The 21,474-nt window shown below is 67.8% G+C and carries 17 protein-coding genes, 1 tRNA gene and 1 pseudogene; 13 read left to right on the top strand and 6 right to left on the bottom strand.

Features of this window, described 5'->3' with window-relative positions; translation table 11 throughout:
- The first annotated feature begins 76 nt into the window (after window positions 1-76).
- Both KV110_RS04250 and KV110_RS04245 read left to right on the top strand, forming a co-directional pair.
- On the top strand, window positions 77-1,000 hold the full coding sequence (locus KV110_RS04250; protein ID WP_218473618.1) for an SAM-dependent methyltransferase: 924 nt from the start codon (window positions 77-79) through the stop codon (window positions 998-1,000).
- 128 nt (window positions 1,001-1,128) lie between these two features.
- Window positions 1,129-1,201 (top strand) — tRNA-Arg (locus KV110_RS04245).
- 84 nt (window positions 1,202-1,285) lie between these two features.
- On the opposite strand, the gene KV110_RS04240 is transcribed toward KV110_RS04245, so the two are convergent.
- Window positions 1,286-1,585 (bottom strand): PepSY domain-containing protein, encoded by a 300-nt coding sequence (locus tag KV110_RS04240; RefSeq protein ID WP_218473616.1) that lies wholly within the window; start codon window positions 1,583-1,585, stop codon window positions 1,286-1,288.
- A 291-nt stretch (window positions 1,586-1,876) separates the two neighbouring features.
- Here KV110_RS04240 and KV110_RS04235 point away from each other — a divergent pair, with 291 nt between their 5' ends.
- Window positions 1,877-3,373, top strand: coding sequence for a hypothetical protein (locus KV110_RS04235; protein ID WP_218473615.1), 1,497 nt, complete (start codon window positions 1,877-1,879; stop codon window positions 3,371-3,373).
- Between the two features lie 3 nt (window positions 3,374-3,376).
- On the opposite strand, the gene KV110_RS04230 is transcribed toward KV110_RS04235, so the two are convergent.
- Entirely contained in the window at window positions 3,377-4,255 is an 879-nt protein-coding gene (locus KV110_RS04230) for an alpha/beta fold hydrolase (protein WP_218473613.1), read from the bottom strand.
- 118 nt (window positions 4,256-4,373) lie between these two features.
- On the opposite strand from KV110_RS04230, the pseudogene KV110_RS41325 reads away from it, so the two are divergent.
- Window positions 4,374-5,648 (top strand): annotated as a pseudogene (locus KV110_RS41325) (AfsR/SARP family transcriptional regulator); the annotation flags it as partial.
- 1,692 nt (window positions 5,649-7,340) lie between these two features.
- On the opposite strand, the gene KV110_RS41320 reads toward KV110_RS41325, so the two are convergent.
- Window positions 7,341-8,465, bottom strand: coding sequence for an SDR family NAD(P)-dependent oxidoreductase (locus KV110_RS41320; protein WP_246634341.1), 1,125 nt, complete (start codon window positions 8,463-8,465; stop codon window positions 7,341-7,343).
- A gap of 70 nt (window positions 8,466-8,535) precedes the next feature.
- Between KV110_RS41320 and KV110_RS04220 the strand changes: the two genes are divergently transcribed.
- The 3 genes from KV110_RS04220 to KV110_RS04210 all read left to right on the top strand — a co-directional run bounded on the left by KV110_RS04220 (window position 8,536) and on the right by KV110_RS04210 (window position 11,516).
- On the top strand, window positions 8,536-9,459 hold the full coding sequence (locus KV110_RS04220) for a LysR family transcriptional regulator (protein ID WP_218473610.1): 924 nt from the start codon (window positions 8,536-8,538) through the stop codon (window positions 9,457-9,459).
- Window positions 9,460-9,590: 131 nt separating this feature from the next.
- Window positions 9,591-10,757 (top strand): lipase family protein, encoded by a 1,167-nt coding sequence (locus tag KV110_RS04215; protein WP_218473608.1) that lies wholly within the window; start codon window positions 9,591-9,593, stop codon window positions 10,755-10,757.
- Between the two features lie 84 nt (window positions 10,758-10,841).
- Complete coding sequence (locus tag KV110_RS04210; protein WP_281427812.1) at window positions 10,842-11,516, top strand: DJ-1/PfpI family protein; 675 nt, start codon at window positions 10,842-10,844, stop codon at window positions 11,514-11,516.
- 122 nt (window positions 11,517-11,638) lie between these two features.
- Here KV110_RS04210 and KV110_RS04205 read toward each other — a convergent pair whose 3' ends face one another.
- Entirely contained in the window at window positions 11,639-13,099 is a 1,461-nt protein-coding gene (locus KV110_RS04205; protein ID WP_218473605.1) for an aminotransferase class I/II-fold pyridoxal phosphate-dependent enzyme, read from the bottom strand.
- 112 nt (window positions 13,100-13,211) lie between these two features.
- Here KV110_RS04205 and KV110_RS04200 point away from each other — a divergent pair, with 112 nt between their 5' ends.
- From KV110_RS04200 to KV110_RS04190, 3 genes are all read left to right on the top strand, one after another.
- A complete protein-coding gene (locus tag KV110_RS04200) occupies window positions 13,212-15,545 on the top strand; it encodes a galactose oxidase-like domain-containing protein (protein ID WP_218473603.1) in 2,334 nt (777 codons plus the stop codon).
- An 87-nt stretch (window positions 15,546-15,632) separates the two neighbouring features.
- The gene (locus tag KV110_RS04195) at window positions 15,633-16,640 is read left to right on the top strand and encodes an adenylate/guanylate cyclase domain-containing protein (RefSeq protein ID WP_218473601.1); all 1,008 of its coding nucleotides are present in this window, start codon (window positions 15,633-15,635) and stop codon (window positions 16,638-16,640) included.
- A 65-nt stretch (window positions 16,641-16,705) separates the two neighbouring features.
- The gene (locus tag KV110_RS04190) at window positions 16,706-17,473 is read left to right on the top strand and encodes an RluA family pseudouridine synthase (protein WP_246634680.1); all 768 of its coding nucleotides are present in this window, start codon (window positions 16,706-16,708) and stop codon (window positions 17,471-17,473) included.
- Here the strand turns inward: KV110_RS04190 and KV110_RS04185 are convergent, their stop codons facing one another.
- Complete coding sequence (locus tag KV110_RS04185) at window positions 17,474-18,118, bottom strand: TIGR03086 family metal-binding protein (RefSeq protein WP_218473597.1); 645 nt, start codon at window positions 18,116-18,118, stop codon at window positions 17,474-17,476.
- 90 nt (window positions 18,119-18,208) lie between these two features.
- Between KV110_RS04185 and KV110_RS04180 the strand changes: the two genes are divergently transcribed.
- The 3 genes from KV110_RS04180 (at window position 18,209) to KV110_RS04170 (ending at window position 20,341) form a co-directional block, all read left to right on the top strand.
- Window positions 18,209-18,646, top strand: coding sequence for a MarR family winged helix-turn-helix transcriptional regulator (locus KV110_RS04180; protein ID WP_218473595.1), 438 nt, complete (start codon window positions 18,209-18,211; stop codon window positions 18,644-18,646).
- A 152-nt stretch (window positions 18,647-18,798) separates the two neighbouring features.
- Window positions 18,799-19,578: a metallophosphoesterase gene (locus KV110_RS04175; protein WP_218473594.1), complete on the top strand. Its 780-nt coding sequence runs from the start codon at window positions 18,799-18,801 to the stop codon at window positions 19,576-19,578.
- An 85-nt stretch (window positions 19,579-19,663) separates the two neighbouring features.
- The gene (locus tag KV110_RS04170; RefSeq protein WP_218473592.1) at window positions 19,664-20,341 is read left to right on the top strand and encodes a phosphodiesterase; all 678 of its coding nucleotides are present in this window, start codon (window positions 19,664-19,666) and stop codon (window positions 20,339-20,341) included.
- Between the two features lie 15 nt (window positions 20,342-20,356).
- Here KV110_RS04170 and KV110_RS04165 read toward each other — a convergent pair whose 3' ends face one another.
- Window positions 20,357-21,415 carry an AraC family transcriptional regulator gene (locus KV110_RS04165; protein WP_246634340.1) on the bottom strand — a complete coding sequence of 353 codons (1,059 nt, stop codon included), beginning with the start codon at window positions 21,413-21,415 and terminating at the stop codon, window positions 20,357-20,359.
- Window positions 21,416-21,474: the final 59 nt, after the last annotated feature.

Genomic DNA, 21,474 nt, shown 5'->3' with positions numbered 1-21,474 from the left:
AACTGTCTGAGACTGTCAGCATCTCGAATCCAGATCCGCTGGCGGCACCTGGTCGAGCCCGAGCGCTGGAGGCCTCATGACGCTGACCACTGCCGACATTCCGGTCGAGGACTTGCGCCACCGATCGCGGCGCTGGGCCAAAGAATGCTATGAGTGGGCGAAGGTGCCGCTCCTGCCGTCGGGCGAGCGGGTGGGCCGGGTCTACGACGTAGTCGGGCCGCAGAACCTGTTCGGCGAGGACTCGCTGTTCATCAATCTCGGCTACTGGCGCGACCATCCGGCCACCCTCGACGAGGCGAGCAAGGACCTCGCGCGGCTGGTGGCCCGGGAGGCGGAGCTCGGGCCCGACGACATCCAGCTCGATGTCGGATTCGGCTACGGCGATCAGGACTTTCTGTGGGCCGAGGAGTTCCAGCCGAAGCAGATCATCGGCGTCAACATCGCGGTCGAACAGATCGAGATCGCCAGCAGGCGCGCCGCCGAACTCGGCCTCGCCCACCGCATCCGCTACGAATACGGCTCCGCGATCGACCTGCCGCGCGAGAACGAGTCGTGCACCAAGGTGACCGCACTCGAATCGGCCTTCCACTTCCCTTCGTACACAAAGTTTTTCGCCGAGGCCCACCGGGTGCTACAGCCCGGCGGCAAGCTCGTCACCGCCGACATCGTGCCGCGAACGAACCGCGCCTCGAAAGCCATCGTCCAACTGTCCGACCACCCCAACCTCCGCCGACTCCCCCGCACCCGGCACGAGCGCGACTACTTCGACATCCACCACTACCGGCAGGCACTGACCGACACCGGCTTCCACGACGTACTCACCTACTCGATCCGCCGCGATGTCTACGCCCCCCTCGCCAACTACCTCACCAAGCGCCTCCGCGACCCCGACATGCGCCGCGTAAACCCCGCCCTCCGCCTCGCCTTCAGCCGCCCCGGCCTCACCCTCTGGGGCCCCTGGGCCGACTACATCATCGCCGTAGCCACCAAACCTTCCTGATCAACGCCCCCACTCCCCCGTCACCACCCCCACATCCCATCGATCCCGCCAATCCGTTTCGGCCCCGCCGCCCTCCACCCGGTAGACTCCCCGACGTCCCACCAGGCATCATCGATGCCACCAGGTCAGCCCTCGTAGCTCAGGGGATAGAGCACCGCTCTCCTAAAGCGGGTGTCGCAGGTTCGAATCCTGCCGAGGGCACATTTTCTCCGCGGGTCAGCGGGATGCGGGAGTGGCTCTGCCGCAACGGCTGATGGGCCGCTGCGGCAGAGGCTGGGCGGGGCGTCAGGTTTGGTCGGGTTCGATGGACAGGACTGTGCCGGTGTTTGCGTCTACTTGGACCTCGTAGACGGCGCCGTCTCGGGTGCGGATGTCTACTTCCCATTGGGGGGTGCCGTCTGCGGTGTCCAGTTCTACCGATTGGACGGTGGCTCCGGCTAGGGCTTGGCGGGCTATTTCCAGGTCGCTCATCATTGGGTCTGCGGTGGCTTGGGCGGTGGCGCCTGCGATTAGAGCGGTGGCGAGTGCTGTACCTGCTGCGAGTCGGTATAGGCCGCTGGCGGGGCGGCGAATTGTGGACCTCATGATCGATCTCCTCTGCCCGTGGGCACTGAACTTCGGTAATCAACTTCGGAGGCGCGGTATGGGCTGCGCCCTCGGCAGGGAACTACCACCTCTTCGCCGGGGCATGCGTCTCTAGTTGGTCTGAGTGTTCGGCGCAATGGGTTGCCGGGCTGGGCGGCACACGCGGTAGGTAGGGCGTGGGTGGGTGGCGAAGCAGGTAGCTGAGTACTCGCGCGCTGGTGGGTGGGCGGTGCGACGATCGGCTTTCAGCCGGCCCGACACCGGAAAAATTCGAAGTAAAGAACGATCATCATGCCGAATGACAATGAACCCGCAGCCGTGATCCGCGCCCTCGACCATGTCGGGGTGGATTTCAGCCTTCCGGAACCCGTCCTCCTCGACTTTCTCGGCAATGCCGAGTTCACCCCGTACCCGGCGCTTGCTGCCGCGTTGCTGAAACTGCTGGACGGTCGCATGCTGCGCCGTCCGGTCTTCCTCGACGTCATCGTGTTCAATTACGAACACTCGCCGGGCAATCCGTCGCCACGCAGCATCGACGACGTCAACTTCGCTGTCCTGCAGGCGGCGATCCTGGAAGGTTTCAACAACAGGTACGGGGAGCAGAACACCAGCTTCCAGACCCTGACGAAACCACAGAACCAGCCGACGCCGCCGCTGCAGACGTTCATGCTCGTCGTCGAGGGCGCGGTGAAGACCGACAACGGGATCACCTTCGTCGATACCGACAACCCACAGGTCGAGGTCACGACCAAGCTGATCGATGTGCACTCCGAAGCCGCGAGCGGCATGGTGCCGCAGGAACTCGTCCGCATCGGGAACGGGTGGCGATTCACCCACGGCGACACCGAACTCTCGGTCAGCAACGGCGAAGCGGAGGCAGGCCCGCGACCGATCCGCGCCGGGTCGTTGAGCGAAGGCGCACACGCTTGGCCCGCCACGGTCGGAAACTTCAGCGGCGCTAACGGTTCAGAGGTGAAGCTGCTGTCCCGCATTCGAGTCGGCTATCGCCCGGTCGACGTCAAGCTGCTCGTCCGGGCACCCAAGAACGGCTTCGCCGCCAACACGGCCGAAAAGGCGCGCATCGCTTTGGATCCGGACGTGCTCCTCGTCCCGGTCGAGGTCGCCCGGTTCTTCTCCGATCAGATTCCAGTGCAAGAGATTTCGGCGGCCAGCCAGATGGCGCTGTGGGACCAGGTCCCGATCATCAGTCCCACCACCAACTTCAAGAGTGTCGACGGCAGTACCGGTGAACTGAAGTTCGCCGAACGCGCCTGGGATCACTGGCCCGTGCCCGACAACGAGGGCCTCTACCGCCACCTGGGCTGGGTGTCACCCGACAGCATCTGGGGCAAGGCGCGCATCAGGTTCCGGCTGGTCAACTACATCGACATCAAGACCGACAATGAACACGCCGCGCCGGGACCCGCACCGGGCGTGAACGACGTGCGCCTGCGGGAGAACAACACCACCCTGAACGAGCACCCCCAGCACATTTCGGACAAGCGGGTGCTGAAGGTGATCTTCATGCATCGGATCGCGCCGCCCGACGCGCCGCAGATCGGCGAGGCCCTGCTCGGCAACAATTGCATCGGCATCGCCGCGGGCGCGTCGGACCGGTTCGCCACGATCGCCCACGAGATCGGTCATCTGATCACGAATTCCGGCGGGCACAGCGACCTGCCGGACAATGTCATGAACGATCCGGGGCCTGGCACCCAGATCACCGAAACCCAGATCACCCAAGCACGGGCCTGGGCGCAGAATTTCGCCGACTTCTGGCAGCACTGATCGTCAGCGGCCGAGCAGCTCGCGCAGGGCCGCGGTGACGGTGGCGGGGGCTTCTTCGGCCATGAAGTGCCCGCAGCCGACGGTGGTGTGCTTCAGGTCGGGAGCCCATGCGCGCCACAGTGTTTCGGCGTCGAAGCCGAGGGCCGCGCCCCAATCCTGTTGCAGGACAGTGACGGGCATGCGCAGGTGATTGCCCGCGGCGCGGTCGAGGCGGTCGTGCTCGATGTCGATGCCCGCCGAGGCGCGGTAGTCGGCGACGATGCTTGGCACCGCGGCGGCGCAGGCGCGCAGGTAAGCAGCGCGGATCTCGGGCGGGATCGAGTCGGGGTCGCGGGTCCAGATGTCGAGGAAGTGTCCGAAGAACGCGTCGGGGGCGGCGCCGATCAGTTGTTCTGGCAACCCCGGCGGCTGCGCCATCAGGTACAGGTGGAAGCCGACCGCGGCCGTGACGCCGTGCAGCACGTCCCACATGTCGAGGGTGGGCAGCACGTCGAGCGAGGCGAGGTGAGTGACGGCATCGGGATGGTCGAGACCGGCGCGGATGGCGACCAGGGCGCCGCGGTCGTGTCCGGCCAGCGCGAAGCGCTCGTGTCCGAGGGCGCGGGCGACGGCGACGACATCGGCGGCCATGGTGCGCTTCGAGTAACCGCTGCCATCGGTCTCGACCGGCTTGTCGCTGTCGCCGTAACCGCGCAGGTCGGGGCAGATAACGGTGTGGTCGGCGGCGAGGTCGGCCGCGACGTGGCGCCACATCAGGTGGGTCTGCGGGAAACCGTGCAACAGCACGACCGGACTGCCCGAGCCGCCGACGGCGACATTGAGTTCGATCTGGTCGGCGACGGCGATCCGCTGGTAGGTGAATCCGGTAATCTTCGGGGTCATGAGGTGTCCTTCCGGTGTTCGCTGGTGACGCCGACCAGTCTTTTCTCGTGCACTCAGCAACGAATCAGCAGCGACTGAGTACGTCGGCTGCCTCGATCGAAGGGATCGGACTGGTCGTGTGGCGCAGCTGAGCTTCGGTGTCCTCGGGCCGATCGGCGCCGAGCGTGCCGGGAAATCGCTGCCGCTGAAGGGGCCGCGGCACCGCGCGGTGCTCGCGCGGTTGCTGGTCGCGCGGGGGCGCATGGTCTCGGTGGACCAGGTGATCGACGACCTGTGGGAGCGCCCGCCGCGCGGCGCGGTGGGCGCGATTCAGACGTTCGTCGCCGATCTGCGGCGGGTGCTCGAGCCCGATCGCCCACCGCGCACTCCCGCCGCGGTGCTGGTGACCGTCCCGCCCGGATACGCACTGCGCACCGAGCCGGATGCGGTGGACGCGGACCGGTTCGCCACCGCCGTCGAGCACACCGCCGAACTGCTGGCCGCCGGGCGGTTCGACCGCGCACTGACGACCATCGATGCGGCGCTGCCGCTGTGGCAAGGCCCGGCCTACGCGGAATTCGCCGAACAAGGCTGGGCGCGTGCCGAAGTCGACCGGCTCGACGGGCTGCGGCTAACGGCCGTCGAGCAGCGCGCCGCCGCGCTGATCGACCTCGCGCGGGCCGCCGAAGCCGTGCCGGTACTGAATACCTTGCTCGCCGAGCACCCTTTGCGCGAACACGCCTGGCAATTGCTCGCGGTAGCGCTCTACCGATCCGGCAGACAGAGCGACGCCCTGGCCGCGCTGCGCCGCATCCGCGACCTCTTGCGCACCGAATTGGGCGCAGACCCGGGTCCCGAGCTCCAGCGCGTGGAGGCGGACATCCTGGCCCACGCGCCGCATCTGCTCGCTCCAGCCGCCCGAACATCGCCGCGCGGAGGCGGTTTCGTCGGCCGGCGGTTGGAATTCGCCGCGCTGCGACACGCCGCCGAGGACGCCGCTCGGCATGGTCACGCACGATTAGCACTATTGGCGGGGGAAGCCGGAGCCGGTAAAAGCGCTCTGGCCCAGGAGATTTCATTTGCACTGACCGACAGCGGCTGGACCGCCGCGCGCGGCGAAAGCCCATCGGATGTCGGTGTCCCACCCGGCTGGGCATGGACCAGCATCCTCGCGACGCTGACCACCGCGGCCGATCCTGAAGGTCAACCTGCGGGTCCAGCGGGCCACCCTCCCACGGCAGCGAGCCCAGATCCGGCCGAAGCCCGGTTCCTATTTCATCGTGCCGCAGCCGAATACCTCGGGTCGGTGTCGCAACGCACGCCGGTCCTGCTGGTCTTCGACGACATCCACAATGCGGGCGCGGAAACCCTGGACCTACTCGCCGCGCTGGTCACCGGCGGTATCGCAGGCCCGGTGCTGATCGTGGCGACGTACCGCAGCACCGAGATCAGCACCGAACTGACTGCCGCGCTTGGCAAGATGGCGCGCGCCGAACCGGTTCGCGTGTATCTGAGCGGACTGTCCGAGACCGACACCGCCGCCCTGGTACGCGAGATCGCCGGACCGGATATCGCCGAGCCCACCGTGCACCGAATTCACCGGCGCAGCAACGGTAATCCGTTCTTCGTTCGCGAGCTGGCCCGGCTGCTGCGCGACGAAGGCGCCGTCGCCATCGATGCCGTCCCGGCGGGTGTCCGCGAGGTCATCCGGCATCGCATGGCCATGCTGCCGCAACCCGCGCAGACGGTGGTGCAGCAGGCGGCCGTGCTCGGCGAAGACGTCGATCGGGAGATCCTCATCGACCTCGTCGGCGACGAGAGCCGCGCGCTCGACAGTCTCGAAACCTCGCTGGCCGCAGGGCTGTTCACCGAACTACCAGACGGGCTGCTGCGCTTCACCCACGCGTTGGTACGCGACACCGTGTACCACGACATCAGTGGACCGCGCCGAGCCCGGTGGCACGGCACGATCGGTGCATTGCTCGAAAAGACCGGCACGGCACCCGTTTCAGTGCTGGCACATCACTTCGTCCGCGCACACAGCCGTACCACCGCGGCACCGGCTGCCCGGTACGCCAGCGCCGCTGCGGTCGAGGCCGAGCGGGGATTCGCCCTCGCCGAGGCGGTGCGGCAGTGGCGTGCGGCACTCGATGCCTTCGACCGGATGCCCGAACCCGACCCGGCCGCGCAACTCGAGGCGACCACGGGACTCGCGCGCGGGTTGGCGGTGACGGGTGCGCTCGGCGAGGCCCGCCATTACCGCCGACTAGCCGTCACGCAGGCCGGGCAGTGGGTCGATCCGATGCTCGCCGCGCAGGTCATCAGCGCTTTCGATGTCCCCGCGGTATGGACAACCAACGACGACCCGGAGCTGTCCCGCCACGTCATCGCGGCTGCGGAACGCACCCTCGCCGCCCTGCCCGCCGAGTGCCGTGCGCTGCGTGCGCGGTTGTGCACGACAATTGCCCTGGAACTGCGCGGCGCGGCGGACGACCGCGGCCTGCGGGCGGCCGAGGAAGCGGAGGCGATCGCTCGGGAACTCGGCGACCCAGCGCTGCTGGCGTTCGCGCTCAACGGCCGCTTCATGCACATGTTTCACCGGGCCGGTCTCAGTGCGGAACGTGCCCGTATCGGCGGCGAACTCATCGCGCTCGGGCGGCAACACCGGCTGGTCACCTTCGAGGTCCTCGGTCACCTCATCGGTATTCAAACAGCTTGCGCGACAGCTGATATCGCCTCAGCGGACGCCCACGCTGCCGCGGCGGACCAGTTGGCCACCGAATACGAGTTACCGATGGTCGGCGTCTTCAATCACTGGTACGCCGCCCTGCGCACCGCGATCACCGGCAGCCCGCACCAAGCGGAGGCCGCTTACCGCGCCGCGGCCGCGTCCCTCGCTGGCAGCGGTATGCCCGGTGTCGAACGGGGATTGCTTCCCTTGGCCCTGCTCTGCCTGCGGCTGCGGCACGGTCTGCCGAGCAATGACGCCGCGACCGCGGAATGGGGGCCGTATGAACCATGGGTGCGCCCGATCATTCTGTTGGACAACGGCCTTCGAGAGGAAGCCGCCGAGGCATTGCGGGCCATCCCCGACTCACCACGAGACCTACTGCTCGAACTCCGCACCTGCCTCACCGCCCGAGCCGCCCGAGCCCTCGGCGACGAACCGATGATGCGGCGCTGCTACGACCAATTGCTGCCCGCCGCAACCGAACTCGCCGGAGCGGGCAGCGGTCTGGTCACCCTCGAACCGGTCGCCCACTACCTCGCCGAACTCGCCACCGCCCTCGGCAAGCCGGAAGCCGCCACAGCGCATCGGCAACAAGCAGGCACCACAGCCCAATTCATGAAGTGAGCAGCCGATCCTGCTCGACCGGCGGCGTGCCGGAATGCCATGGCACAACCTTGCCGAAGCGGACCAGTTCGCCATACAGCCTCGGATCGACACCCGGGTCAGCACCAGGTCGAGCACGGCCCGCGCCGCCGCGGCCGGAGTCTGGGCATGGCGGAAGTCGCTGAACCATGGGCGGGAGGTCGCGGTGTCGACCATGCCGGGGCAGACCGCGGCGACCAGGGTGCCGGTAACCGAGTCACGGTCGCGGCGCTCGGCCGCCACCGCGCGCACCGCGGCGACCTGGGCCACCTTCGAGGGCACGTTCAGCCAGCGCGGCCAGCCCGCCTCCGTTGTCGTCTCCGAATGGATTGCGCTGCGCCAGGATTCGACGGCGTACTCGACCTGGTCGAGGGTGGCGCCGTCGAACAGCGGACGCAGCCGCTCCGGTAGATGGCCGAGCGCGCCCAGCGTGCTGGCCACGACGATCAGTCGCCCGCCGGGACGCAGGATCGGACCGAAGGCGCGCAGGATCGTATGGGTGGCGATGTTTGAGACGTCGATGAATTCGTCGGCCTGCTCGGATTGGGGGCGATCCGGGGTGAGCCGGGTAATGGCGTTGGAGAGCACAATGTCCACTCCGCCATGGCTTTCCCGCAGTTCGGCGGCGAGTGCGACGATGCTGCCGGTATCGGCGACATTCAGCACGCGCCCCCGCACCTGACTGCGCGTGTCCGGGGCCTCGGCGACCTCGGCCGCCGCGGCGGCGACTCGCTCGGCATTGCGACCGGTGAGCAACACCAGATCGGCGGGGTCCATTCGGGCGGCGAGCCCCTCGGCCAGCGCTCGGCCCAAACCTTGATTCGCCCCGGTCACCAGGGCAATGCGTGCCACGTTCATGACTCCAAACTAGGAACGCGGTATCCATGAGTCCAACGAAAGTTGGGCACACCTGCTATGCGTAGAAGTCATGGACTTCACCGATGTCTCGCTCACGGCACTGCGGGTCTTCCGTGCGGTGGCCGAGCAGGGCACCTTCACCGCCGCGGCGAACTCACTGGGCTACACCCAGTCCGCCGTCTCACGGCAGATCGCGTCGCTCGAACGGCTGGCAGGCGCGGAACTGCTGGAACGTCGCCGCGACGGCGTAAGGGTCACGGCGGCAGGGCATCTCGTGCTGCGGCGGGCCACCGCCGTACTCGACCAGATCGACGTGACGGCACGCGAGTTGTCCGGACTGCCCGCACAGGTCGCGACGGTACGAGTGGGCTGGTTCCCGAGCGCGGGCGGCGTCCTGCTGCCGAAGGCCATCGCGGCGCTGCGCCAGAACCATCCCGAAGTCACCGTCGTCAGCCGGGAAGGCAGCACACCCGCATTGGTTCGGGCCCTCCGCGCGGGCAGCCTCGACCTGGCACTACTCGGTTCCACACCGCCGTTCCGACCGCCGGACACCGAGTCGCCCGCACTTATTCTGCGCACCCTCACCGAGCGCAGCCTGTATCTGGCCGTGCCTGCCGCCCATCCGCTCGCTCGCGGCGACTACATCGACGTCGCGGATCTGCGCGGTCGGCGCTGGATCGCTGGGCCCACCACCAACGACGACACGCTGATGGGCGTCTGGCCCGGCCTGGACGAGCGGCCCGACATCGCCCATACCGCTCGCGACTGGCTGGCCAAGCTCCAATTGGTCGCCGCGGGTTGCGGATTGACCACTATCCCCGCCATCCTTGCCGCCGCGGCACCGCCCGGGGTGCGAGTCCTGCCGGTCCGCGGCGGTCCGCAGGAGCAACGACGACTCCTGCTCGCCCATCTGCCGTCCGCGCTGTCCGACGCGGCAGCCTGTCTAGCCGACGCACTCCGGGCAGCTGCGATAGCGCTGGACGTTCCCCGGTAACCGAATCCGTCGCGGCTCGGGGGTACCGTGGGTTTGCTTACAGTTCGCCGTCGATCGATGTGGTAGCTGAACAACCGACTTAGGCTGCTCTTCAACTGGACGAGCGTCCAGCACGAAGGAGAGGTTCTTCGATGCGCGTTATTCGTGGTTGGAAAGGTGCGGTGACCGTGGCCACGGTCACCGCGAGCGTCGCGCTCGGGCTGCAGGCCGCTCCCGCGGTGGCCGAAACTCCGGGGATGCTGATCTCGGTGGAGCCGCAGGCCGACGGATGGCATGGCATGTCCGGCGGGTCGGTGGTCAGCTACTGGATGGCGGGGTCGGACGGGACGCCGCGGCAAGCCAGCGGGGCGATGTTCGTCCCGGCGGGCACGCCGCCGCCCGGCGGCTGGCCGATCATCGCTTTCGATCACGGGACGACCGGACTCGGCCGTGGGTGTGGCGGCAAATCCGATCCCAGCACCGCGCCGGACACGCATTGGCATGCCGAGGAAGACGGCATCATGCGGCATCTGGTCTCGCAGGGCTTCGCCGTGGTGGCTCCCGACTATCTCGGACTCGGGCTTTTCGATACCGGGCCGCACCCTTACCTGGAGCTGAAGACCGAGGCGACCGCCACCCTCGACCTGGTGCGCGCCGCTCGCTCCGCGCGACCGGAGCTGTCGCGGACCTGGGCTGTGCTCGGCCCCTCGCAGGGCGGGCAGGCGGCGCTGGGCACCGGTCACCTGCAGGCCAGCTATGCCCCTGAGCTCGACTTCCGCGGCACCGTGGCGATCGACCCGGAGTCGGACGTCGAAAAGGTGCTTCCCATTGCGGGGCCAAGCATTCCGACCGTGCCCGATACGGCGGAAACGCTCGGCTTCGTGTCGATGATCTTCGCCGGACTGCGCACGGCGCGTCCCGATATCGATTTCGACCAGTATCTGAGCCCGGTGGGGCGGACGTTGCTCGACGATATCGGCACCATGTGCAAGCCGGAGATCGAAGCTCGGGTGGCCGGTCTCGGCATCGGCGAGCTGCTGTCGAAGCCGCTGTCCGACAACCGCGTTCGCGCGGCATACGAGTCCTACCTGACCGTGCCGACCAGCGGCTACGACGCACCGATCCTGTTGCTGCTCAACGTCACCGACACGACGGTCCCGTCGCCGCTGCACGCGGCCCTGGCCGCGCAGTTCGCCGCCAACGGTGTCGACTTCCAGACCGTCGCGGGCACCGGTACGCACACCCAGCTCAATCCCCAGATGTGGTCCGCCGTCGACGCATTCCTGGGACGCATCAAGGCAACTCCGGCCCAGGGGTAGGTCAGCCTGGCGAGAACCCGTTGGAAGCTGGCTGTCGAGCCACTTCTTCCGGCTCCGCGCACCGCTTAGCGTCGAATCACCCTGATAGAAGGAGATTTCGATGCTCGCACAGTCGTGCTGTTCGACGGGTTCGATCCGATGGATGTGATCGCACCGTATGAGGTGCTCGGCGCAGGTGGCCTGGTTACCGGCGGATTGCTCGAGGTCGAACTGGTCGCCGCGGAGGGCGCGCGGGAAGTGCCGAGCGGGGTGCCTCCGGTATCGCTGCGGGCCACCGGGGCGCTGGACCCGCAGCGCGCGGACATGATCATCGTGCCCGGCGCGATGGGACGCATGCCGACCAGCTCGGACGACTACGGGGACGACAGCGTCCTGACCGTGCTCGCCCGCACGCTGGATACCGGCCTGCCCGCACTGCTGAAGGAAGCGATGGACCGACCGGGGCTGACCATGGTCAGCGTCTGCGGCGGCTCGCTGGTACTGGCGCTGGCCGGTTTGCTCACCGGCCGCCCCACGACGACCCATCCGTTGGGCATGGATGCGCTCGCGGCCACGGGCGCGCTCGCGGTGGATGCCAGGGTTGTCGACGACGGCGACCTGATCTGCGGTGCCGGAGTCACCTCCGGTCTGGACGTCGGGCTGTATCTGCTGGAACGCGAACTGGGGCCACGCATCGCGCACGCCGTCGAGAAGCTGCTCGCCTACGAACGCCGCGGAACCGTCTGGCAGAACACAGGTTCCACGCCTATACCGGTCTGACTCGTTGTCCGGGAAGGTGATTGCCGCAACGTAAACGCCCGTCACGGTGGCGAGCCCCGCTCGATCGCCGCGCACTCGGCCGCGGCGGCCAGCACATCTGGTCGCGGCGACCCGAGCGGAGCTCAGCGAGCGACGACGCGGATGGTCTTCAATTCGGAATCCGCCGGATCAGGGACGTTCATCCCGCCGTCGATGCCCGAGCGCAGGTACTCGATCACCGCGTCGTCGATCAGCTCGCCGGGCAGGATCACCGGTATCCCGGGCGGGTACGGGGTGACCTGTTCGGCGGCGATCCGACCGGCGGACTCGGCGAAGGGCACCGTGTCGATCGCCCCGAAGAAGGCGTCCCTCGGCAGCATCACGGTCTCCAGCTGCAACTCCGCGGGGGCGGGCGGCCGAAATTCGGGAGCCGTGTGCCCCTCGTGCTGGTCCCGCCACGCGGCGAGCGCATCGACCAGTGCGTCGATCGTGGCCTTGTCGTCGGCGAAAGACAAGGTCGCAAGGATCCGGCGGTGATCGGACAGCCCCATATCGATGCGCCGGTTTTCCCGCAGCCAGTCCGCGACCTGGAAACCGCTTGCGCCGGTGGCGGATACGTCCATCAGTACTTGCATTCGGTCCAGGTCGTGCGATGCTTCGACACCGAGCAGCGTGTCCTCCATCACCTCGATATCGGGTATCGCGGCAAGATCGGTCCTGGCACGCTCGGCGAGACGCAGTGCGTTGCCGAGCAATTCGTGTCCCTGCTCGACCATCTGCCTGCGCCAGCCGTCGATGGCGGAGTACAGCAGCACATTCGGGCTCGTCGTCATCAGCAGGTCGGCGCAGGAGCTGAGATGTTTCGCGTCGATCAGGTCGCCCTGATGATGGAAGACCGAGCCCTGCTCGAAGCCCGCGCCCATCTTGTGCACGCTGACCACGCAGACGTCGGCGCCGACATCCATCGCCCAGGTCGGCAATTCGGGATGGAACGGCAGGTGCGCGCCCCACGCTTCGTCGACGATCAGTGGCTTGCCACGCTCATGGCACACCTCGGCAATGCCAGCTAGGTCCGCGCAGGTGCCGTACGGGCTGGGGCTCACGATCAACGCGCCCGCCGCGTCCGGATGCTCCTCCCACGCCTTGCGCACCTGGTCCGGCGACGGCGGGTGCGAGAAGTGCCGCTCGACATCCCAGCGCGGAGGTATCCAGTGCGGCTGCACGCCGGAAAAAATCAGTCCCGCGATGATCGATTTGTGGCTGTCCCTGGCGACGAGCAAGCCACCCTTGCTCCCGTCGGCGACCGACATCATCGCGGCCTTCACCGACAGTGAGCTGCCGCAGGTGGAGAAGAACGCCATGTCGGCACCGACCGCGTCGGCCATCAACTCCTCAGCATCCTTCAGATAGCCGCCGTGCGAGAGTCGATCGTCCAGCCCACCACTGGCCAGCACATCGGAGCGGAACGCGTCCTCGCCTAGTACGTCGAGAACGCGCTGGTCGGTGCCTCGCCCCTGCCGGTGCCCCGGCGGGGTGAAGCCATAGCGGCCGAGCTGGTGGTACTCGGCCAGAGCGTCTACAAGCGGTGCCTTCGAGTGATCCACAGTCAACGAGTACCCATACGCCCGGTCAGCACACTCCGGGCTACGGCACCGTACCCGTAGACCACGAAAGGATGGTCTCGCCGGATCGGCCGCGACGGATCAACATGGAGGTGTGGCAGGACAATTTGTTCCGGTCCCGGGGTGGTTTGCCTGGGAAAACCAGGATTGTGGGGTCGCCGTCGCGGATATCGACGGCGACGGCGCGACCGATGTCGTGGTGTTCATGGTGGACAACCCGGAGGGCCAGAACGCGGGTTTCTACCGGCTCGGCTCCGGCCTGGCCGCCGATGGTTCGGTGCTCACGTGGGGGCCATGGCTAGAGGTTCCGGAATGGTTCGGCTGGGAGAACCAGGGCGCGGGCGTCGCGCTCGCCGACCTCAGCGGCAACGGACAGCTGGACCTGGTGATCTTCCTGGTCGACAATCCGCCCGGCCAGAACCAGGGCTACTACCGGATCGGGCGCGACCTCGCCGCCGACGGCACGGTGACCGGCCGCTGGACGCCGTGGCTACCGGTGCCGGACTGGTACGGCTGGGAGAACCAGGGCGCCGACATCTGCCTCACCGTGCTCGACGGGCAACCGGTGCTGGTCCTGCTCACCGTGGACAACCCGCCCGGCCAGAACAGCGGCCAATTCCGGCTGGCGAAGGGGCTGGCGGCGGACGGGTCGGTGGCCGAGTGGACGCCGTGGGTGGCGGTGCCCGACTGGTACGGCTGGGAGAACCAGGGTGCGGGCATCGCCGTCGCGGATCTGGACGGTGACGGACGCCCTGAGCTGATCGTGTTCGCCGTGGACAATCCGGTCGAGGGAAACGTCGGGGTGTACACCATCGGCTGGGGATTGGACGGCACCGGTCACGCGATCGACGGCTGGAGCGTCTGGGCCAAGGTGCCCGATTGGGGTTTCACCGAAAACCAAGGTGCGGCAGCGGTTCTGCTGCCGAACGCGGGTGCGCCGCCGGAGTTGGTGGTGTTCACCATCGACGCGCTCCCCGGGCAGAATGCGGGCTACCTGCGGGTGGTCGAACTGGAGACCGATCTGGCGCATGCCGCGCACATGGGGCTGTGGCGCATCCTGGATTTCGGCACCGAGATCAACCCGGTGCACGCCGCCCTGCTGCACACCGGCGACGTGCTGTTCTTCGCGGGCTCGGGCAACGACCCCGATCGTCATAACGCACACGAATTCCGTACGCGCGTCTGGCATTACCCGAATCCCGGGCTGGTCCCGGTGGATACGCCGATCGACCTGTTCTGTGTCGGGCAGGCCATGCTGCCGGACGGGCGGCTGCTCGCCGCGGGCGGCACCGAACGCTACGACCCGTTCTACGGGCTACCCGACGCGCTGATCTTCGACCCCGGCACACTGTCCTGGAATGCCGTGCCGGACATGGCTTTCGGCCGCTGGTATCCCTCGCTCATCACCATGCCGGACGGCAATGTTGTCGCGGTGTCCGGTTTGGGCGCCGACAACTTCCTTTCGGTGGTTCCCGAGCTCTTCGATACCGCGACCCAGACCTGGTCGCAACTGCCGGTTCCCGGCCCGATTCCGATGTACGGCCACCTGGTCCTGCTCGACGACGGCCGTCTCTTCTACACCGGCGGCCAATACGGCGGGAACAACGGTGTGCGGCCGTCCATCTGGGATCCGTTCTCCGGCACGATGACCGAAGTCCCCGGCCTCGCCGACCCCGGCTCGCGCAACCAGGCCGCCAGCGTGCTGTTGCCCCCGGCACAGCAGCAGCGGGTGATGATCCTCGGTGGCGGCGGGTTCGATATCCACAGTCCCGCACCGGCGCTGGCGGGCACCATGATCGCCGACCTCGGCGCGCCCGGTCCCACTTATCAGCCGGCACCGCCGATGGACCACGCCAGAATGCACTTGAGCGCGGTCATCCTGCCGGACCGGACCGTGCTCGCCACGGGCGGTTCCGGCATGGAGGAGATGGCGCACGCCGCACCGCCACACGCCGAGATCTTCGACCCGGCAACGAGCACCTGGATGCACACCGCGAAGTGCCGCATCGCACGGCTGTATCACTCGGTCGCACTGCTCACGCCGGACGGCAAGGTGGTCACCGCGGGCTCCAACCCGGCCCGCAAGGACGAGGAGCTGCGGATCGAAATCTATTGGCCGCCCTACCTTTTCCAGCAGGGACGGCCCGATCTAGCGCTGACCACCGATACCGCACCCTATGGCGGCACCATCACCGCGACCAGCGCCGCCCCGCTGCGTGAGGTACACCTCGTGCGCCCCAACGCGTGCACCCACTCCTGCGACAACGAGCAACGCCTGATCGATCTCGAATTCACCACTACCGCACCGGGCTCGGTGACCGTGACGCTGCCGACCAACCCGGCCCTCGCCCCACCCGGCTGGTACCTGGTCTTCGCCGTCGACACCCGCGGCGTGCCCTCGGTCGGCCACTGGCTGCGGCTCGGCTGACCGCACCGCCGCACCACCCGCTGTGAGGTCACCCAATGCGGGCGGTGTTTGCGGCGCACAGCGGGGCGATGGTCGTAAGGTACGGACATGGTGCCCACCGAGAAGTCCGAGCTGGTGCAGGCGATTGTCGAGGCGTATCTGCTGGACGGGACCCGGCAGTACAGCCGCACCGAGGTCGCCGCGCAATCCGGGACGACCACGGCGCTGACCAAGCGGCTGTGGATGGCGCTCGGCTTCCCGGCCGGACTCGACGATGACGCCGTCGACTACACCGACGCCGACATCGCCGCGGTCCGCAACTTCCAGCGGCTCGACGTGCTCTCCTCCGCCGACGCCAGGCAGCAGGCGGCCACCGCGCGCACGCTCGGCCAGGGTATGGCGCGGCTGGCGGAATGGCAGGTCGATCTGGTGCTCGCCGAGCTCGGCGAGCGCATCGCCGCGGCGGATCCCGACGCGGACCAGGAGGAAACCATCCGCACCGCCACCGAGGGCACCATCGCCACGCTCGAACAACTCAACGCCTACGCCTGGCGCCGCCACCTCGCCGCGGCGCTGTCGCGGTCCCTCGATCCGGGCACCTCGGCGGGCGAAACCGTGCGCGAGTTGGCCGTCGGCTTCGCCGACATGGTCGGCTACACGCGGCTGACCAGGCACCTGCACCCCGACGAGCTCTCGCTGCTGCTGGAGTCGTTCGAATCCACCACCACCGCCGCGATCACCGAGAACGGCGGCTGGGTGGTCAAGAACGTCGGTGACGAGGTGATGTTCGCCGCGAACAGCGCCGTCAACGCGGCCCGTATCGCACTGGCCATCCAGGAGTCGACCATGATGGTCGGCGGCACCCCGGAACTTCGCGTCGCGGTGGCCTACGGGTCGGTACTGCAGCGGTTCGGCGACCTGTACGGCTCGGTGGTGAACATCGCCTCCCGGCTCACCGGCGTCGCCAGGCCCGGCACGGTACTCATCGATGACGAAGCCGCCGCGGCGCTCGACGGCGAGCCGGAGTTCATCATCAAGAACCTGCGCAGCGTCCGCGTCCGCGGCTTCAACCGCCTGCGCCCGCATGTCCTGCGCCGCAACGACAAGCATCACTGAGCCACCCCGCCGGGCACCGCGATCGAACTCGGCCGATAGCTCGCCCTAAGCTCGTGCCAGTGGAAATGGACTGGTCGGAGTTGCGCGCACGGTTCCTCGTCGAGGAGGACGACGCGATTCTGGCGTTGCACAAGCCCGCGGGCATCTCCGTGACCGGTGAGCGGCACGACACCGATCTCGTCGAACTGGCGGCCGCGGCGGGCGAGACGCTCTACCCGGTGCACCGGATCGACAAGGTGACCTCCGGGCTGGTGCTGTTCGCCAAGGAACTCGCCGCGCACGGCCAGCTGACCAGGCAGTTCAACAAACAGACCGCGGAAAAGGCCTACCTCGCGGTCGTCGCGTCGGCCGAACTGCCCGATACCGGTGTGCTCGACCTGCCGCTCAGCGTCGGACGCAAGAATCGCGTGCGCATCGCGGCCCCCCGGGAGAGTATTCGCCGCGAAGGGGACCGCTGGTTCGTCGAGGACGTCGATCTGCTCGCCACCAAGAACTACCCGTCCCGCACCGAGTTCGCGACGGTGCTCCGCCGCGCCGAGCACGCGGTGCTGGTATTGCGCCCGATCACCGGCCGCCGCCACCAGATTCGCGTGCAGCTGGCCTGGATCGGCCATCCCATCGTCGGCGACCCGCTCTTCGACAAGACCGGCGCGGCCGAGCGAACATACCTGCATTCGTGGCGACTCGGCCTGGCCGCGGACTGGCGCACCCCACCCGAGCTCGCCGTCGAGGCGACACCCGACGCGGCGTTCTGGCGGCCGATCCAGCCCGAGCCGCACGAACCCGGCGAGATGCTGCACCGAGCCGACGAATTGCTCCGCCGGATCGACTAGTCAGCGTGGCCACTCCGGTGACCGGCCGAGCATCGCGACGATCTGGTCGAGCCGATCCGTGCTGGACGACGGCACCACCGGACCGAACGCGGCACCGGGGGCGACTCGGGTATCACCGCCTGGGACGATTTGTGCCACCGGCAACGCCGCGTCGAGCAGTTCCGCGTCGAAGTGCACCGCCAGTCCCAAAGTCTTTGCCACATCCCAGGAATGCACGACGTAGTCGATGAAGTGGAAGCTCAACGCCTGCGTCCCGGAGAACTGGAAGTCGGTGCTGAACTCCGGCAGCGGAAACTTCCGGTCGAGCACGCCCGGCTCGGCGAACGCCGCGATGACGTGCTCGGCGGCGTCGCGATAACTCCGCACCGGGTCCGCACCCAACGGGCGTGATTTCCACAGGTCGGGATTGCCGTCGCCACGAGAAGCCGCGGCGAATCCGTAGTGCTGGGCGATCATGTGGGTCAGCAGTCCGTGCAGCGTCCAATCGGCGCATGGCGTCGGCTTGCTCAGATCCGCGTTGGTGGCGTGGTCCACCAGGTCGATGCTCGTTCGCACGGCCTGCGCGTTCAACGCGACGAGGTCGACGGCGCTCATCACCGCGTCGAAGGTGCGCAGTTCCGCGCCGGTATCCGATTCAGTGGCCATCAATGGCTTCTCTCTGCTCGATCGCGAAATGATGTGTACGCGCTTATCGTATGCGCCTGCTTATCATCTATCAAGCAGTATTTTCTATCCATGCCGGAAGCTCGTCGTCCCGATCTCGCCGCGATGATCGCGCCGCTCATCCGGGCGCTGATGGCGGCGGAACTGCCCGTGCTCGAACGACATGGGCTGTCGATGTGGGGCTACTCCGTGCTGCTCGGCCTCGGCAAGGAGCCGGTGTACACGCAGGCGGCACTGGCCAAGGCGATCGGCGCGGACAAGACCCGCATCATCGGCGTACTGGATGAGCTGCAGCAACGCGGGCTGATCCGGCGCGAACCCGACCCGGCGGACCGCCGGGTCAACCTGGTGTCGGTGACACAGGCCGGACGGAGCCTGCGCGATCGCACACAGCGCGACATCCAGGAACAGGAGGACCGCCTGCTCGCCCAACTGCCCCCGGCGGACCGGCGCGCCTTTCTGCGGTCGTTGCAGACCTTGTCCGAGCTCGTCGGCGAACAGGCCCAGTGACCGTAAACACAGACCAGTGTGCAGGTTTTCGCTGGTGGTGAGCCTCATGGCGACGCGTAACGCCCAGGTCAACTAGCCTTATCAGGTGCCGCGCACGGGAGGCGGGCACACTCTGACGCAACGGAGCGATCCCACAGAGAAAGCGAACGCCGATGATCCTGGTGGCTCAGGTCAGCGACACACATTTCGATCTCGGCGCCCGCAACGCCGAACGAGTCGAGCAGGTCATGGCGTTTCTGGCCGGCCTGCGGCACAAGCCGGACGCGATCCTGGTGACCGGTGACGTCACCGATTCCGGCAAGCCGGAGCAGTACGCCGAGGCCCGGCTCGCCTTCGACGTCGACATCCCGGTGTACGCCATCCCCGGCAATCATGACGACCGCGCCGCGTTCCGCAGCACGCTGCTCGGTGAAGCCGCCTCGACCGCACCGATCAACCACGCCCACCGGGTCGGCGATCTGACCGTCGCCCTGCTGGATTCGAGCATTCCCGGTGAGCCGAGCGGGCGGCTCGCCGACGAAACCTATACCTGGCTGCACGGCGTGCTCGCCACGGCACCGGCCGACAAACCGGTGCTGCTCGCGCTGCATCATCCGCCGGCGCACCTGTTCAGCCCGGTAGTCGACGAGATCGCACTACAGGAGCCGGAGAAGCTCGCCGAACTGGTCTCCAGCGACCAGCGCATTGTCGCAGTGCTCACTGGGCACGCACACTCCCCCGCGACGACGACCTTCGCGGGGCGTCCCTTGCTGGTCGCGCCGAGTACCGCGTCGGTTCTCGGCGGCGCGTGGGAACTCGACCTGCCCGACCACGTGATGGATTACGCCCCAGATCCCGCCGTCGCGTTGCACTTGATCGATGAGAAGCACAGCCTGACAACGCATTTCCGCAGCGTGCCGATGAGCGGCTGGCTCGGCATTCCGCCGAACTGACCTGTCGGCGCGCGAGCGGCCGTTTATCCACACCGGGCCGGGGCAGTCGAGGGGTGACGGTTCCCCTCGATGCGAAGGAACTCCGATGACCGATCTAGCCGCGTCAGCAGTTCGCACCGCGTTCTCCGCCGGGGCCAGGCTGCGGCATGCCAGGGTCTTTCATCCCGACGGCGTGCACCTATCCGGCCGCTTGCACGCCGAAAGCGAGTTCGAGCACCTGTTCGGCACCGGTGAACGCGCCGTCATCGCGCGCCTGTCGAAGGGAACCGGCACGCCGGGCGGCCTGCCCGATGTGCTCGGTTTCGCCTTCCGGGTGCTCGATCGCCATGACGAACCGTGGGATTTCGCGCTGGCGACCACCGGTCGCGGACTGCTGAGCCGGTTCCTGATCACCCCCGCCCGCGGCTGGGTCCGAGCCGAGTACGGCAGCCTGATGCCGTACCGGATCGGAAAGTCCGGGCCGAGGTGGTTGTTCGCCGAACCCGACACCGGCCAGCCCACCTCCGCATCCCTGGCGGCGATGAACGAGCATCTACAGGAGCATCCGGTCTCGTTCGAGCTGTCGGCGAGCGGGGTCACCGGGCCACCGGTGCGGCTCGCCGAACTGACCCTGCGGCTCTCGGAATCCAGCGAACACCGGACGGACTACTTCGATCCGATGCTCAATCACCCGGACGGGGTGGAGTTGCTGCCGAAGGTTGTCGGCCGGGTCCGTGAATTCGCCTACGCGGGCAGCAGAAGCGGCCGCGGCGAGGGCGGCTGACCCGAGCGACCGTTGTCAGCGCCGCACGGCTCGTTCGCGGCGATAGGCGGCGGGCGTCGCACCGGTCCAGCGCTTGAACGCGTAGATGAACGTCGAGGATTCCGCGTAACCGAGCCGGATCGCGACGTCGCTCACCGAAAGCGGTGTGGCGGTAAGCATTTCCTCGGCCAGTGCGCGACGCACCTCGTCGAGTAACGCACGGTAGCTGGTACCCGCGGCATCGAGGTGACGGCGCAGCGTGCGCGTGCTCATATTGAGATCACGTGCGACAGAGTCGATTCCGGGCGGCACGGTGAATCCGTCGGCGCCGCCGGGCACCAGGAGTTCGCGCACCTCGGCGGCGATGCCGGTGCGGGCACGGCGGCGGTGCACCAGATCCCGGCACTGGGCCAGGCACATCGCCCAGGTCTGTTCGTTCGCCTGCGGGAGCGGCTGATCCAGTACCGCCGGGTCGATGGCGAACAGGTTGCGCGGCTGCCCGAAGCGCGGGCGCACCACCGTGACCTCCTCGATCCGATCGGCGTATGCCGGTTCCGGAAAACGGAATTCGGCCCTGGCGAGCGGCAGCTGCCTGCCGAGGAGATCACTCATCACCTGATGCATGGCGGTGACATCCCGTTCGACCAGGAACTGCCGCACATCGGCCGGGATCAGCTCGTCGTGCACCCAGGCGACGAACTCCCCCTCGCGCCACTCGGCGACCGGCAGGCAGAAGGTGAAACTCAACTCCAGATATCGCAGCGCGAACGAGATCGCCTCGCCGAGGGTCGGGCTGCTGACGCAGGCGAACCCGAAGATGCCGAAGGTGGTGATCCGATAGCGGCGACCGATCTCCACGCCGAGCGCGGGACGGTCGGCGAGTTCGCGAACCAGATTACGAATCACCGCGAGTTCGATGTGCGCGTCGATCTGGGCGTCCGGGTCACGCAGCAACGGCTCGGTCAACCCGGTTCCGGCGAGCATCCGGCCAGCGGGCACGCCGTGCTCGGCCGCGTAGCCGACCATCAGCGCCACGCTGGCTATCCCGCGCGGAAAGTTCCAGTCGCGGATTCCCGGATCCTGCACCCGCTGCACAGCGGACAGTATGCGGCCTCGCGCATCCGCGCTTGCAAGCGCTCCAAGCGGCCTCGCGC

Source organism: Nocardia iowensis (assembly GCF_019222765.1).
GTDB classification, from domain to species: domain Bacteria; phylum Actinomycetota; class Actinomycetes; order Mycobacteriales; family Mycobacteriaceae; genus Nocardia; species Nocardia iowensis.
Note: the sequence above shows the minus strand (reverse complement) of the source record. Positions and strands in the feature narration are given on the sequence as shown.